General features: G+C 35.3%; 13 protein-coding genes. 9 read left to right on the top strand and 4 right to left on the bottom strand.

Annotated features, from left to right (window positions below; all coding sequences use genetic code 11):
- Positions 1–66 precede the first annotated feature (66 nt).
- From allC to AC3WSO_RS12825, 9 genes are all read left to right on the top strand, one after another.
- Complete coding sequence (gene allC, locus AC3WSO_RS12865; RefSeq protein ID WP_492531271.1) at positions 67–1,296, top strand: allantoate deiminase; 1,230 nt, start codon at positions 67–69, stop codon at positions 1,294–1,296.
- A gap of 27 nt (positions 1,297–1,323) precedes the next feature.
- The gene (gene allE, locus AC3WSO_RS12860; RefSeq protein WP_492531270.1) at positions 1,324–2,127 is read left to right on the top strand and encodes a (S)-ureidoglycine aminohydrolase; all 804 of its coding nucleotides are present in this window, start codon (positions 1,324–1,326) and stop codon (positions 2,125–2,127) included.
- A 124-nt stretch (positions 2,128–2,251) separates the two neighbouring features.
- Positions 2,252–3,301 (top strand): ureidoglycolate dehydrogenase, encoded by a 1,050-nt coding sequence (gene allD / locus AC3WSO_RS12855; RefSeq protein ID WP_492531269.1) that lies wholly within the window; start codon positions 2,252–2,254, stop codon positions 3,299–3,301.
- Between the two features lie 17 nt (positions 3,302–3,318).
- Entirely contained in the window at positions 3,319–5,076 is a 1,758-nt protein-coding gene (locus tag AC3WSO_RS12850) for an acyl-CoA synthetase FdrA (RefSeq protein WP_492531267.1), read from the top strand.
- Positions 5,076–6,341, top strand: coding sequence for a YlbE family protein (locus tag AC3WSO_RS12845; RefSeq protein WP_492531266.1), 1,266 nt, complete (start codon positions 5,076–5,078; stop codon positions 6,339–6,341). Before AC3WSO_RS12850 ends, AC3WSO_RS12845 begins: the two co-directional genes overlap by 1 nt.
- Entirely contained in the window at positions 6,338–7,108 is a 771-nt protein-coding gene (locus AC3WSO_RS12840) for an oxamate carbamoyltransferase subunit AllH family protein (protein WP_492531265.1), read from the top strand. Before AC3WSO_RS12845 ends, AC3WSO_RS12840 begins: the two co-directional genes overlap by 4 nt.
- A 5-nt stretch (positions 7,109–7,113) precedes the next feature.
- Positions 7,114–8,046 carry a carbamate kinase gene (gene arcC, locus AC3WSO_RS12835; RefSeq protein WP_492531263.1) on the top strand — a complete coding sequence of 311 codons (933 nt, stop codon included), beginning with the start codon at positions 7,114–7,116 and terminating at the stop codon, positions 8,044–8,046.
- A gap of 357 nt (positions 8,047–8,403) precedes the next feature.
- Positions 8,404–9,330: an alpha/beta hydrolase fold domain-containing protein gene (locus AC3WSO_RS12830; protein ID WP_492531261.1), complete on the top strand. Its 927-nt coding sequence runs from the start codon at positions 8,404–8,406 to the stop codon at positions 9,328–9,330.
- Between the two features lie 318 nt (positions 9,331–9,648).
- Positions 9,649–10,119, top strand: coding sequence for a DinB family protein (locus AC3WSO_RS12825; RefSeq protein WP_492531260.1), 471 nt, complete (start codon positions 9,649–9,651; stop codon positions 10,117–10,119).
- 531 nt (positions 10,120–10,650) lie between these two features.
- On the opposite strand, the gene AC3WSO_RS12820 is transcribed toward AC3WSO_RS12825, so the two are convergent.
- From AC3WSO_RS12820 to AC3WSO_RS12805, 4 genes are all read right to left on the bottom strand, one after another.
- The gene (locus AC3WSO_RS12820; protein ID WP_492531259.1) at positions 10,651–12,213 is read right to left on the bottom strand and encodes a glycoside hydrolase family 10-like protein; all 1,563 of its coding nucleotides are present in this window, start codon (positions 12,211–12,213) and stop codon (positions 10,651–10,653) included.
- 1,169 nt (positions 12,214–13,382) lie between these two features.
- The gene (locus AC3WSO_RS12815) at positions 13,383–15,239 is read right to left on the bottom strand and encodes an alpha/beta fold hydrolase (RefSeq protein WP_492531257.1); all 1,857 of its coding nucleotides are present in this window, start codon (positions 15,237–15,239) and stop codon (positions 13,383–13,385) included.
- A 57-nt stretch (positions 15,240–15,296) separates the two neighbouring features.
- Positions 15,297–15,863, bottom strand: a complete 567-nt coding sequence (locus AC3WSO_RS12810; RefSeq protein WP_492531256.1) for a TetR/AcrR family transcriptional regulator — start codon at positions 15,861–15,863, stop codon at positions 15,297–15,299.
- A gap of 459 nt (positions 15,864–16,322) precedes the next feature.
- Positions 16,323–16,601, bottom strand: a complete 279-nt coding sequence (locus AC3WSO_RS12805) for a GNAT family N-acetyltransferase (protein ID WP_492534344.1) — start codon at positions 16,599–16,601, stop codon at positions 16,323–16,325.
- Positions 16,602–16,610 lie beyond the last annotated feature (9 nt).

The following is a 16,610-nucleotide window of genomic DNA, read 5'->3' as shown; positions in this document are numbered from 1 at the left end:
TGTGTCAATGAATGGTTATGGGGAAGGACCTATAATAAAAGTGTAGAAGGAAGGAGTGAAAGAGGTATGGATATTCAATTGACGTTTGAGTTATTAGATAAGAAATTCACAGGTTTTGGTGGCTTAGAACAAGGTGGAATTACACGCCTTTTATATTCTCAAGAATGGAATGAGGCAGTTCGTGAGCTGGAAAAAACATTCAAAGAAGAAGGATTAGAAGCAAGTTTTGACGACATCGGGAACTTATCCGGACGTCTTGTTGGAAGTAAATATCCAAACGAAACAATTTTGACAGGATCACATATCGACACAGTTGTTGAAGGTGGGCATCTTGATGGTCAATTCGGTATCTTATCTGCACTTGTTGCTGTGAAATATTTAAAAGAAAAATATGGTCAACCGCTACGATCTCTAGAAGTATTATCACTTGCAGAAGAAGAAGGTAGTCGTTTCCCTTACACATTTTGGGGTAGCAAAAATTTCTTTAACCTAGCTAAAAAATCGGATGTTGACACAATTGAAGATGCTGGGGGTATTAAGTTCGCAGATGCGATGCGTCAATCAGGCTTTGATTATCGAAAAACTACTGACGTTCGTAATGACATCAAAGCATTTGTTGAAATTCATATTGAACAAGGTAAAGTGTTAGAGACAGAAAACAAAACAATCGGTGTTGTTAATGGCATCGTCGGTCAAAAACGCTTCACGATTAACTTAAAAGGTGAAGCAAACCACGCTGGCACTACGCCAATGTCATTACGTCGCGATACAGTTGTTGCCTATAGTGAAATTGTCTCGGACTTAACAAAACGTGCTAGAGAAATTGGGGAACCACTGGTATTAACGTTCGGTCATGTCACACTTGTACCAAACACAGTAAATGTAGTTCCAGGTGAAATTACGTTCTCAATAGATTGTCGTCATATTGATCAGCAAATACTAAATGATTTTGCAGCAGAAATCGAAGACAAAATTAAATTAGTCGCCGAAGCCAATAGCATGACTTACGACATTAATTTATGGATGGATGAGGCACCAACATTGATGGACAAAGATATCGTTCAAATCATTGAACTAGCAGCAAAGAATAATGTAGGTGATCAATATAAAGTGATGCCTTCTGGTGCAGGACATGACTCACAAATCTTCGCGCAATATGTTCCAACGGCGATGTTGTTTGTACCTTCTATTGGTGGAATTAGTCACAATATTACTGAAGAGACGAAGATAGAAGACCTTGTTAAAGGTATTGAAGTATTAGCAGATGTACTTTATGAACTAGCGTATAAAGAATAAAAATAATAAAAAAGGAGCCGAATATTTATGGGTTATTTAAATCAAGTTCAAGGATACAGAGAAGGTTTATTAGAAACACGTTCTGTCATTAAAAAAGACAATTTCGCGGTAATCACACCAGACGGCCTAGTTAATAATGTTGTACCTGGCTTCAAAGATTGTGACGTAACAATCTTAGGATCCCCACGTTTAGGTGCAAGATTTGTAGATTACTTAGTAACAGTAAAAAACCAAGGCGGAAACAAAACTGGGTTCGCTGGTGATGGTATTCAATCATTTGTATACGTTGTTTATGGCAAAATTAATGCCTTTGCAGATGGTAAAAGATACGAATTAACAGAAGGTGGGTACTTATATGTACCACCACACTTACAGTTGACTTTTGAAAATAATAATAACGGTGAAGATAGCCGCTTATTCTTATACAAAAAACGTTATCAACCTCTTAAAGGACAACCTCTTAAAGGGTATACACCAGAAGTCGTTACAGGTAATGTGAACGACATCGAACAAGAGGCATATGAAGGTATGAAAGAAGTATTAATCCAAGACTTATTACCAAAAGAAATTGGATATGACATGAACATTCATATTCTTTCATTTAAACCAGGTGCTTCACATGGTTACATTGAAACACATGTCCAAGAACACGGCGCGTACGTTTTAAGTGGGCGAGGCATGTACAACTTAGACAACGAATGGATGCCGGTTGATAAAGGGGATTATATCTTTATGGGCGCTTATGTACCGCAAGCAACCTATGCAATTGGTTTAGATGAACCATTCTCATACATTTATTCTAAAGATGCAAACCGAGACATTGACCTATAAAGAGGAGGCCTAATGAATCTTTGAAGCTATCGAAAGATTCATTAGGTATCTCAGTTACAAAAGAAATTCACTTATGTAGAATCTGACAAAATATTATTGTGATGTAAGAGAAGGGGCTGACAATATGCGTGTATCGAAGGAAGAACTATTTAATTTAATGAAACAAAAGTTTATAAAAGCGGGATTAAATGAAGGGGCGGCAAATGATGTTGCAGACGTATTAACATACGCTGATCATAGAGGTATTCATTCTCATGGTGCCGTACGTGTTGAATACTATTCTGAACGAATCGCAAAAGGCGGGATTACAGCAAATCCAAATTATACATTTGAGCAAACAGGTCCAGCATCTGCGGTCTTTAATGGAGATAATGGTCCAGGTCACCAAGTTGCCAAACAAGCGATGGAAAAAGCAATTGAAATGGCAAAAAAATCAGGTATTGCCGTTGTTGGTATGAAACACATTTCTCATAGTGGTGCATTAGGTTACTTTGTTGAAATGGCGGCAGAGCAAGATATGGTTGCCATAAGTATGTGTCAATCAGATCCTATGGTCGTGCCATTTGGAGGAACTGAGCCTTACTTTGGGACAAACCCAATTGCTTTTAGTGCACCATCCGCTGATGACCGTATCATCACATTTGATATGGCGACAACTGTCCAAGCATGGGGCAAAATTTTAGACGCAAGAAGTAAAAATGAATCTATTCCAAATACATGGGCAGTAGATGCAACTGGTGCACCAACAACGAATGCAAGAGATGTTCATGCACTTTTACCGATTGCAGGTCCAAAAGGATATGGATTGATGATGATGGTGGATATTTTATCCGGTAGCCTTCTGGGAGTTCCACATGGTATACATGTGTCTTCCATGTATCAGGACTTAACAAAAGGGCGCGATTTAGGTCAACTTCATATCGTGATTAACCCTGCATATTTTACAGATTTAGATGCTTTCAAACTACAAATTACTACAATGCTCAATGAATTAAAAACGCAACCAGCGGCAGAGGGGTATGGAGAAATTTATTACCCAGGTGAACGCGGTATATTAAGAAGTAAGGAATATGATGAAGAAGGTATTGAAATCGTAGACGACATATACAACTATCTTGTGTCAGATGATATTCACTACGATCGTTACCACGGAAAAAATAGATTTGCAGAATAATAAATTGGAGGATCATCATGTTATACACAATTATAAAAGAAAACACTTATAAAGACTCCATCGTGTTAATGCTTTTATCAAACAAACTATCTGCAATTGACGGTGTAAACAAAGTATCAATCATGATGGGAACACCAGCGAACAAAGATATTTTCAAATCTTCAGGCTTAGGCACGGACGAATTAGAAAAAGCAAAGCCAAATGATATCGTCATCGTTGTAGATACAGATCAAGAAGAAAAAGTAGACGAAGTGAAAGAAGAAGTAGAGATAGCTTTAAAAGGTGAGTCTGATTCACAAGACGCATCTAAAGACCAAGAAGCACATAACTGGAAACGTGCATTGGAGCTTGCTAACAATCCGAACTTAGCGTTAATTTCTATTCCTGGTCAATATGCAGCAATGGAAGCGGAAAACGCTTTAAACGAAGGTTTACACGTATTCATGTTCAGTGACAATGTTTCGAAAGAAGACGAAGTGAAATTGAAACAAAAAGCGCATGAAAAAGGGTTATTAGTGATGGGTCCAGACTGTGGTACTGCACTTATTAACGGCGTACCTCTTGCCTTTACAAATAACGTCAACGAAGGTGATATCGGTATTGTTGGGGCATCAGGTACAGGAATCCAAGAAGTCACAACAATTATTGACCGTTATGGTAAAGGTGTTACAAACGCTCTTGGTACTGGTGGACGTGATTTATCGACGGAAGTTGGTGCCATCACTATGTTAGATAGCATCAAAGCGTTAAATCAAGATCCGAAAGTAAAAGTAATTACAGTGATCTCCAAACCACCTGCAGAGGAAGTACAACGCAAAGTATTAAACTTATTAAGAAATATTAATAAACCAGTTGTTACGCTATTTTTAGGTGCCAAACCTACCTATCAAGAAGAGAACATCTATCATGCTTATACACTCGAAGAAGCAGCAGTTGTAGCTGTCCAATTATCAAATGGGGATAAACCGAATTTTGAACCAACAACAGCTGAACGTGTAAATGTTTTATTACAAAAATCACAAGTTGGTATAAAAGGTTATTATTCAGGCGGTACGTTAGCATCTGAAGCAGCGATGCTAGTGAGAGATGCTTTCAAAGATACAATAACGGAAGAACAGTACGATAATTTTGTTTTAAAAACAAAAAATCATGAAATTATCGATTTAGGTGATGATGTTTATACAAAAGGCAAACCACACCCGATGATTGATCCTGAAATACGTATTGAAATGCTTGAAAAATCCGTAAACGATCCTGAAACAGCGGTCATTATGATTGATAACGTAATCGGTAACGGTGGTCATGAAGATATGGCCAGTGAACTAGCGCCAGCAATCAAACATATTTTAGACAGCGCACGTCAAGATGGTCGTCAACTTGCAGTGCTTGCAACAGTTGTAGGTACAGCACAGGACATCCAAGGTTATGAGAAACAAATGGAGATCTTAAAAGAGAGTGGTGCAATTATTTGTAAGACAAACGACCAAATGGTTCGCACAGCTATCCAACTTGTAGGCGGTAAAGTGGAACAACCTATTGTAGATGTACAAAAATTTGACTATACAAAAGAAAATTTAACAGTAGATGATAAAGTGATGTCTTTAATCAATATGAAACCAAGTGTGATCAATATTGGGCTAAAAAGCTTTACGGAAGTTGTTCAAAACAGTGGCTCGGAATGTGTTCAATTTAACTGGCGTCCAATTGCTGGTGGCGATGAGAAGTTAATGAAAGTACTTCAATTCTTAAACTATTATGAAGGAGGTACAATCTAATGGGTTACAAAACAATAAATGAAGCGAACGAAGCCGTTATCCAGAAGATTATAGCAGCAGCACCATTTTTAACAGATGTTGTACCTGCAAAGTCTGTCATTCCTGAATTAGAAGAGTATGTGTTATTACATGCTGGACCTCCAATTAAATATGAAAACATGACAGATCCTATGCAAGGTTCCTGTGTTGGCGCAATCATTTTTGAAGGGTGGGCAAAAGATGAGGAGGGTGCACGTGATTTACTTGAAAACGATAAAATTACGTTCATTCCTTGTCACCATGTGAATGCAGTTGGACCAATGGGCGGTATCACTTCACCTAACATGCCAGTCCTTGTCGTTATTAACAAAGAGAGTGGTAACGAAGCATACTGTCAAATGAACGAAGGGATTGGTGCAGTATTACGCTTCGGCTCTTATAATGAGCAAGTTATCAATCGTTTACACTGGATGAAAGATGTATTAGGTCCAGTATTAAGTACAGCCTTAAAAACATTTGATGGAGGCTTGAACGTAAACGTATTGATTGCTAAAGCTATTGCAATGGGTGATGAGTTCCACCAGCGTAATATTGCAGCTTCACTTGCATTTTTAAAAGAACTATCTCCAGTAATTGTATCATTAGAAGACGTTGAAAAAGAACAACGTACAGAAGTAATCCAATTTTTAGCTGACACAGACCAATTTTTCTTAAATATTGCAATGGCGACTGGCAAAGCGATGATGGATGCAGCACGTACAATCGAACACGGTACAGTTGTTACCGCCATGTGCCGAAACGGTGAAAACTTTGGTATCCGTATTGCAGGTATGGGAGACGAATGGTTTACTGGTCCTGTTAATACGCCACAAGGGTTATATTTCACAGGTTACTCAGCAGAAGATGCAAACACTGATATCGGTGATTCAGCGATTACAGAAACAATCGGTGTCGGAGGTATGGCGATGATTGCAGCCCCTGCAGTAACACGCTTTGTTGGTACTGGTGGATTTAATGATGCGCTTGAAACAAGTAATCAAATGACTGAAATCTGTATTAGCGAAAACCCTAACTTTGTTATTCCAACTTGGAATTTCAAAGGCGCATGTTTAGGTATCGATGCACGGAAAGTTGTTGAAACAGGGGTCACACCAGTCATCAACACTGGTATTGCCCACAAAATTGCGGGTTATGGACAAATTGGTGCTGGTACAGTCCATCCGCCAATCGAATGTTTTGAGAAGGCAATCACGGCATATGCTGAAAAGCTAGGTTTTAAAGGATGATTTTACAAGCAAGTGCGATTGGTTCAATCGCACTTCAATTATTAAATGAAGGAAAAACTTTTACCGTGCATAGTATTTTTGAAAAAGGTTTAAATATTGTTGATCGAAATGGTGAATTGATATTTGTTGGTACCAATGAAAATGGGACATTTCCGTTTGGAATTTTGCTTGATCCTCAAACGAAAAAAAGGTTAAAGAGCAATATTAAGGTAGGCGATACATTAATATTTCGAAATAATCGTCTTTTTCATAACCGTTTCGAAATGGTGTTTAATGTAAAAATACTACCGTTAAATATGGATTTTGAACATGCAAATCTAAATAAAATAAAAGAAAATTTACAATGCATTTCATTTACATCATATGACTCAACAGATTTTGAACGAGCACGTGTGTTGGCCTTGATCAATAGATTACATGATCCAACTCAAAATGTTGAGAAGACATTCCGTTATTTTATTGGACGTGGACAAGGTTTGACACCAACTGGTGACGATATACTGGTCGGCATATTGTACGGTCATTTTCTAAATAATTTTATCGAACATAAACATCTTGATACTTTAAAAGCGTTAATCAAGGAACCTTTAACGACCGTTGTCAGTAAGCGCTTTTTAACATGTGCTCTAGATGGCGTATTTAGTTCGAAGATTACAACATTACAACATGATCCATCTTTAGAAAGTATGGAAAGTCTTATAGAAGTAGGCTCTTCATCTGGTATGGATACGCTTTATGGCATTTACATGTCGTTAATTAAGGAGTGAAAGAAATGGGAAAGAGTGTAGTTATTGCTTTGGGCGGTAATGCCATTTTACAGCCAAAACAAGCAGCAACTTATGATAATCAATTCAAAAACGTAGTGTCGGCAACAGGCCATATGGTGGAAATTCGAGAAGCGGGGCATAAAATCGTCATCACACACGGCAATGGTCCGCAAGTAGGAAATATTATTGCTCAGAACGAAGCTGCTAAAAATGTAGTCGAACCACTACCAATTCATGTTTGTAATGCCGAATCACAAGGGTTCATTGGTTATATGATGGAAACAGCTTTAAAAAACCATATGAAAGAACGAGGCATTGCTACAAACGTGGTGACATTGCTAACAATGGTCGAAGTGGCCAAGGAAGATCAAGCGTTTAAAAATCCGACTAAACCGATTGGTGTATTTTTCTCAGCGGAAGAAGCGAAACGACTAGAAGCACAAGGTTTTACGATGGCGGAAGATGCAGGAAGGGGTTACAGACGAGTTGTCCCTTCACCAGAACCACAGGTCATTCATGGTATAGACGAAATTAAACGTTTAATTGATGATACGATCGTTATTTCATCTGGTGGCGGCGGTATACCTGTATATCGTGAAGATAGTGGTCAATTACACGGTATTGAAGCAGTCATTGACAAAGACCGTTCAGGATTAAAGCTTGCACAACAAGTGAATGCGGATGTTTTCATGATGCTAACTGATGTACCAAATGTCTATATTAATTTTGGGAAAGAAAATGAGCAAAAATTAAGCCACATTACAGTAGCAGAAGCTGAACGATATGTTGCAGAAGGACAATTCCCAGCAGGAAGTATGTTACCAAAAATGCAAGCAGCTATAGAATTTGCGAAATTAGGTAAAGAGGCAATTATTTGTTCATTAGATCAAGCGATAGCTGCATTAGATGGAAAAGCAGGTACACGTATAACAATTTAAGTTTAATTAGTTGTTTGCAACGTCCTAGAGCGAAATAGAGCGTTTTCTAGACGTTGCAAAAACTTTACTTCGAAATTATTGAATCGCTCTTAAAAGGGATTCTAATAGCCTTTAAACAAACTAGAGGAAAGTATATGAATCGATTGTTTTAATTTAAAAGTCCAAAACTATTTGTCTTAAAAGTGGAGAAATAGTTTTGGGCTTTTTATATTTAGGAAAAAAAGGATAATAAAGTATAATAAAGATGTAAAACAGTTTGAAAGCTTCTAAGATTTACTGCTATTACATATCATTATTCTGTGTTTTGAAACAAAATGGACGATAAAAATGATTATTTAAAGGGGAGAAAACTAAAAGATGAGTGTAACTATTTATAACGGAGAACGTTCTCAAGAAAGTATTCAATTCGAAAAATGGATAATTGCTGAAAGTAATAAAGAGAGTTTTTCTAGTATTGCAAACACCGAACAGTTTGTTAAGGAAAGAGGAACTGAAAACACTAAACCATATGTTATTGGAGAGGATGTTACATTTTTAAGTGAAGTTAAGGAGCATGTATTCGAGGGAATGCAGGTTTTCACATTAAATGACGAAAAGTCTTTGAAGCAAAAAGCTATTTTGTATCTACACGGTGGTGCTTGGACGGAGCAACCTTTAAGTTTCCATTGGTTGTTCTTGGACAAAATGGCGCAATCTTTGAATGCGAAAATAATTGTTCCGATTTATCCTAAAGTGCCTCATTTTAACTATAAGGATGCATATCCGAAAATCCTAAACCTGTATAAAGAAATGCTTGAAACTGTTGAAAATTCAAATCAATTAACGATCATGGGAGATTCGGCAGGCGGTAATATAGCACTTGGCCTAGCCCATGTTATAAAAATGAACAATTTGCTTCAACCGAAAGACATTATTTTACTATCAGCAAGTGTTGATTTGACTTTTGAAAATCCTCTTATAGTTGAATATGAAGAAATTGATCCGATGTTAGCAAGTGAAGGAATGGTAGTCATTACTAAGTTATGGGCAGCTGATAAAGATTTAAAAGACCCATTGATTAGTCCGATAAACCTTGACTTTAAAGGACTTGGAAAGATAACTCATTTTATTGGAACGCACGAATGTTTATATCCAGATGCAATAAGACTTGATGAAGAACTATCAGAACAGGGAATTGAACTCAATACCTTTGTTTATCCGAAAATGAATCATGTGTTTGTTGTTATGCCAATTCCTGAAGCTCTAGATGCTCAACAGAAAATTATTTCTATAATTAATAATTAAGTGCTGTTTTTTCAAGTGTAGAACATATGTTCTTTTGAACGTATTTATATTTAAACTAGCGAATATGGTTTATTAGAAGTCACGATTTATAAATGTCTTAACTTTTATTCTCCAATTGAAGGTTAACTGCAGCTGAAATCGCAGACTATGATCATTTCGCGCATAAAAGGGCATAGAAGTACGAGTGCATTATAAGAAAAGCGAATTATTGGTAATGTATGGAAGTTTGGTTGGTATAAGTACTTCAAATATTTAGCCGTATATGATTTTGACAAAGTGGATTATGTATTAAAGGGATTAAATTGGAGGGAACAAACCATGGATGCAAAGACACTATTGTTACAACAATGGGCAAGTTGCTTAGATGAAGAAGACTGGTTTCCAGCACTTGAAAAAGTGCTGGAGGAAATTACTTTTGAACAGGCAATTTGGAAACCAACTGAAGGAGCAATGAATTCCATTTGGGAAATAGTTTGTCATTTACTTTTCTATAAAAAGAGACTTTTGACGCGATTTTTTGGTGATACAGCGAATGAACCACAGGCAGATAATAACGAATCTACATTTCGATTACCAACTATGACCCTTCAAAATTGGAATGAAACAAAACAAGAATATTATGAAGTTCATCGTGAACTTGAAAAAATACTAGCAAAAGCAGAACAAGAAGATTTGTATCGACAGATACCAGGAGAAAGATCATTAGTGCTTGAAATGAAGAGTTTAGCATTACACGATGTATATCATATTGGGCAAATAGTATTTCTAAGTAAAATGCAAGGAGCTTAGAACTTAGGCAAGTAAACGCAGATTTCATACTAATGGGAATGTTCGATTTGAATGTTCCCATATTTTATACTTAAAAAACAACAATACTAATTAAATTAACTTTTTTAGCTGTTTCGTCTCACTGTTATTAGTATACTTTTCATTGATATTTAACTTCCTATAATTTATATTATGTAAACTAAAATTATTTGGCGTGTAGGAGGGCTTGGATACGTCAACTACCCATAATATCTGTTGTATATTGTATATGGACAAGAACTTGCAGACACTCATATAAAATCAAGTGTAGTCTTTTAATAAAAATTCATTAAAATGGTGCTTTAAAATAAAGTTTGATCAAAAATTTTTCACAAGCCAGCATTTTACGATAAATAAAAAGAATCCATTTTGAAAAAAGATTGATCAAAATGGATTCTTATCTCTCAAATTTAAGATTGGTTTTTATAAAAAAGATCGATTATTTTCTACCAATAGACTTTGGATCTACAGGTTTTTCTGGTTGCTCTGGCCCTTCAGGTGTTGGCTCTATTGCTACTGGTAAGGATTTCCGTATTTTAGAACGAAAGCAGTTTTACTTTCCACACCTGTAGCAGATATAGACTTTATACCATATGTGTATACTTTACTATTTTTTGCAATAGTATCTACATAAACAGTATTACCTTGTGTGTTATAAACCACGTCTACTATATTTTTAACGTCTTCATATGATCCTTCTTTTGTTCCATCAAATCGGTATATTACATATTTCCTTGGTTGAATACTATTTTCATCTGTAATAGTAAGCTTCATGCCGAAAGACTCTTTACTCAATTTAACATCAGTTGGACATAAAGGTATTGCAGAGCCTTTCCAATAAATTGTAGGAGTTAAAGCTTTATAATTGTATAGTTGCTGATTTAGATATGAAGCATGTCCAAGAGCGTTATTGTTAATACTTCTTAGAGAAAAATGCATTTGTCCTTGAGCATTTTTATTTGCTCTGTTGGCGATTACTTGGCTGATAAGTTCCGTCTTATTATTCCATGCAGTATCAGAATCATTTCCAACTTTATGGTTGGCCATGCCAATATATAGATTAACAGGATGGACTTTTGCGTACGTTTGAACTTCTCTTCCCCACCAATCTAATAAAACAGAGTAATTTGCTGCTTTATGATTTCTGGACCAATAGATTTGAGGCGCAATATAATCGATACTTCCATCTTTAATCCACTGTCTTGTATCAGCATAAAGATCATCGTAGTTACTCATTCCATTCGTGTTACTCCCAGTAGAATCTTGCCCTTTGTTTCGCCAAATTCCAAACGGAGATATTCCATATTGAACATGAGGTTTAATTGCCTTAATGTTGGCATAAACCTTTTTTACTAATTGATTAACATTATTTCTGCGCCAGTCTTCAATATTTTTGAATGAGCCACCGTACTTTTTAAAAGTTTGTTGGTCTTGAAAAGTCTCTCCTTTTATTTTATAAGGATAGAAGTAATCATCCATATGTACAGCGTCGATATCATAGTTGCTTACTAATTCTTCTATGGTTGATAATAAGTAATTTTGAACTTCCGGCAAACCAGGATTTAAATAATATTGTTTACCGTATTTCACTACCCAATTAGAATTTTTACGGGCTACATTATCGGCAGCAAGATTAGACAAAGATTGCGAAGGCATAGTGACCCTATATGGGTTTACCCAAGCATGAAGTTCTAATCCTCGCTTATGTGCTTCGTCCAGCATTATTTGCAATGGATCAAAACCCGGATTGGTCCCTTGTGTCTTGCCTGTTATATACGATGACCATGGAGCAAGCTTAGACGGGTACAGTGCATCATTTAATGGCTTAACTTGAAAAATAACTGTATTAAAGTTATCAGCTTTTAATTTGTCTAAGGTACTTTGAACCCATTGAGTATATTGGTTTTTACTCATACCTGCCTTCATATCAATATTAGATACTGTTGCAATCCAGGCTGCACGCATTTCATTTTGAGGTAGTGAATTAGCTGTAGCCTTTTGATTTGTAAAAACAGGGATAAGTAAAAGTAAAACAAAAAAAGTTACTAAGCACTTTCCAAAAAAATTTTTAAACATAATTAATGAAATCTCTCCTTTTAATTCTCAGCTATTAAAACCTAGCTGTTACTATAACCTAAGTAAATACCATATCAGCCTATTCTATAAAAGTAGGAACTGATTTATCCTTCTAAATTTTGTCGGCAGGCCCCCCCCTATTGGTAATTTCAATTGTTTGCGAAGCTCGTTGGAAAATTTTATTCTGTTTCTTCGCTCACTATATAATACCACAAATCCCCAATTACTCTCCCTTCACCGGTAATCTCCATTTATTTAAATTCTTGACGCCAATTTTATGATAGCGTTGAATAGCAATCATTTGGTCAATTGTTAAGTTTGTTTGATAAAGTGGACCATACGGTGGAAGGATTGGAAGAAATTCTTCACAAGATAAACATCAGTTTTAACATAAATGTCCAATAAAAAAATCATCTCAAAGGATAACTGAAGAGATGATTTTTATAAAACTTTATTATTATCTTTGATATAATTCTCAACGCAGTAACACCAACTCTTTCAACTTACTTTATTTAAATATCAAATTTAATTAACAGCATAATTTTGATTACATTTGAGTTTACCTATAACTTACAGCATCAATTTGATTAATTTTTATACTAGTGGCATATGTATGATTAACTACTTATAATAAACAACATGGAAGTTCATTGTAATTTATTCTGAAGAACAATACTAAATAACCAGTCGTCAAATAAATTTCGACAACTGGTTAGGTGTATACTTTTTCGACTGTAATATATCAGCAATTTTCACTTCTACCTGCAAAAAGGATACTAAACATTAGTTTTTACAGAAGCAAGATCTCATCTTCTTTTGCAAATTCATTTTCTATAAAAAACTTTTTTACTTTTTACTGGTCGGCTGTATAAATAATCAGCACTAGGGATTTAATGGCTCGACTACATGCATCATAAAATAATCTGTTTGTTTTATGAAAGATTATTACGTTCTTTCATGGGAGTTTAAGTATATTGATTACATGCCATGCGTAAGGAGCAATACTTTGTTCAATTCTCATTTTACTACCTCAGGATACTGATATGTACGCTGTAATTGATTAGCTGTTAGATTCTTAAGTAAATATATCCAGCGTTCATGTAGACAATCTTTTTTTCAAATTCAAAGACACAACGATCTTATTACACTTTTTTATTTATCCCACACTCTCATCTGCTAGTACTACTATTTTTTATTACCAAATTAGCCGTTTCACTCGGATGGTTAAGAGGAAAATGATGACCATATGGAACAAAATCAACCTTACCAAGATGCGAAGGAGCAGAATAGCCTCTGTCATAATCCCCCCAAATAATGCGAAGATTATACTTTGTTACTTCATTGAAATCACCTTGAACGTTTTTCAATAGTAAACTGTTTAGCTGAACCGTAGTATTTAAAATTCTAGGAGAAGTAAAACTGTTACTTATTTTTTCGATATAATGTTCAGGGATGCTCTCCGTACTTTCGAATATACCATTACTTAATAAATAACGCTCTATCAAATTAGTAGTTGCCAATTTCAATGTCCATTTGTTCATAAATTGAGGAACATTCATCGATTTAGCATTTTTTTTAGCAATAGGTGGCTGAAGTAAAGTAATTGTATACTTCTTATCTATGTACTTTTGTACTAATGCTTCCAAAAGAATATACGCACCAAATGAATGGCCGATTAGATGGGCACCGTTAGTAGCTTTCTCCAATAACTTTTTTAATACATTCAAATAGATATTTAAAAGATTTTTCTCTCGTTTAAAAGGAGAACGTCCCAAACCTGGAAGGTCCATGATCCATACAGGTCGACCCGTTTTTTCATGAAGCTCTTTCCCTAAAGGAAATAAATCCTCTCCATCACTTAATAAACCATGTAATAGAATAAACGGTTTACCCTCTCCTTGTGTTTGATAAATGGTCGTATTATTACATAATGTTCGTTTAAATAAATGACTGTGCTGGCCATTTGGATACATCATGCGATAATCCAGATCAGCTATTACGGCTGGGAAAAATTTCATTACATTTGTCTCCTTAAACCAATCTTCTCCCATAATTTTTTTCACGGAACCATTTGAAAATGTTCGTTTTGTAATAAAGTTCAGCCCATCAGCAGGAATTTGGGTTATTTTGCTTACGCCACTATTCATAAGTGCTTTCATAAATGGCAATGGGACAGAAATTTTAGGTGCAGTCATATTCATACTTTCTGACGTAGCATCTAATAATTCTGAAATATTCTGATCATGTTGTTTATCTTCAACAAGTGTATATGTTTGTATAGTTGGTTGCTCCAATCTGAAAACCTGCACAATAAACTTTGCTAGTTCATCGTTTTCAATAAGTGGTAATCTATATTTCTTACCTCCAGGGATCACTGGCAAGAGCCCTTTTCGCATACTCATCACAAGCAAGCCTAAGTTTCCTGTTTGCTCCGTACTCCCTGTTTTACTACTACCAACTACAGTTGGTGGATTAATTACTGAAAGCGGATAACCTACTGTTGATGCCTGCTGACGGATATAAAGATCTGCTAAAAACTTTGTTCTCTCATAGGGATTTTTTATTTTCAAAAAATTGTTTCCTTCTTTAAACACATCTATCGCAATCTTGCTATTTTTATCATCAAAGGGACTCATATAGCCTACAACATGAATAAATTGTTGCAATCCCTTCAATTGGTGAATATTTTTAGCGAATTCACTAATATGTTGGGCACCATTCAAAAATACAGAAGCTGCCTCTTTGCTAGTCGCTTGAATATCCATGGGGCCTCCTGCGTGAATAATCACATCCGTTTTCAATACCAACTCCTTATCTTCAGCACTTAGACCTAAGTCTATTTTCGTCAAATCACCTTCAATAAAGTGCATAACTGCCTCTTTTAAGATGCCTTTTTCTTGATAAATGCGTGTTGCTTTACTTTTCGATCTCACTAATAAAAGAATTGTAACATGCTCTTTGGCTAATTCCTTCACTAATTGCTTTCCAATAAAACCTGTTCCACCAGTTAAAAATACTGTTCTCATATAAATCCTCCTTTTAGTACTATTCAGTACTAATTTAGTGTAAAAAAAATGCTTCTTTTATCGAAGCAAGTTAAAAAAATGATCTGCTGTTTTCATGATAACAGTTGCATCCTTCAGTGTTTCTGAAATAAATAGCGCTCCTTCAAGATTTGTAATAAAAAGAGATGCAACCTCGTCAATATTAATTGTCTTTCTAAATTCACCATTCTCTACCCCTTGTTTAAGTAATAGAGAAACTTTCGTTTGTAATCCTGCAAAAAAAAGACCTATTTTTTCTTTTACTTTTGTGGCATTTGTAGGGCTTTGAATATAAAGCGTAATAAATGGACAGCTCCCCTTATATTCTCTCGTCTGAACTCCTTGTGATATTTGCTTTAAAAACAGTTGGATACGATCTTCAACTAATAATTGGTTTTGAGATAGTAAGCCATCAATTGCAGATTGATACATTTCAATCCAATAATCAACGACCCCTTCCAACAATTCTTCCTTATTAGAGAAGTGATAATACACATTAGACTTTGAAACTTTGCTTACACGAACTAATTCATCCATGCTTGTATAAGCAAACCCTTTTTCTAAAAATAATGTTGCAGCTACTTCAATCACACGTTTTTGATTCATTAATTTTACCTTTGTCATAATTAGTACTGTACAGTACTATAATAGGTGTTGCAAGTATTTTTGTTAGTTTAATAAAAAATTTGATCAAAAAAGCTATACTTTAATTGATTTTACTGCTAAAAATTAATCTCATTTTGAGCAAAGTTGAACTGAACCTCAAAACTGTTCTGGATGGCTTGCAATTTTTCACTTGTGTTTTAACGCTAGGTTCATATATTTTTGAAAAGAAAACAAATATGTTTTTTTGGAAGATACATACGAATTTATTTTTGTAGTTACTAAATTGTTTAGAGGAGATGCTTTTATGCCCATTTCAGTACAGCATATTCGACATGCTACATCAATTATCTCAATAAATGGAAAATGATTACTGATTGATCCGATGTTGAGTGAAGCTGGTAAACTTTCACCAGTCCCTTTCACTAGAAATTATCGCAGAAATCCATTGACTGTTTCACTTCACATTTTCGAAGATGTAGATGCTATCCTTCTAACACATCGTGCCAATTCGGCAAAGATATACTTAAAGTCACACAATTCTTTCTCTCGTACCAAAAATCTAAAGCCCATCTTTTTATGTAATTGAATACTTGATGTATTGATGGTAATGGTAAAGATAGATGATTGGAGTGTCCAAAACCCTGCATTTTCACTCTCTTCAATTAGTATTTTAAAGAGCTTTGAGGCAATACCTTTCCCTTTACAATCAATTGATATATAAACACTAACTTCTCCCACTCCAGAATA

It is taken from the genome of Lysinibacillus sp. EB106-09-02-XG168 (assembly GCF_058791475.1).
Note: the sequence above shows the minus strand (reverse complement) of the source record. Positions and strands in the feature narration are given on the sequence as shown.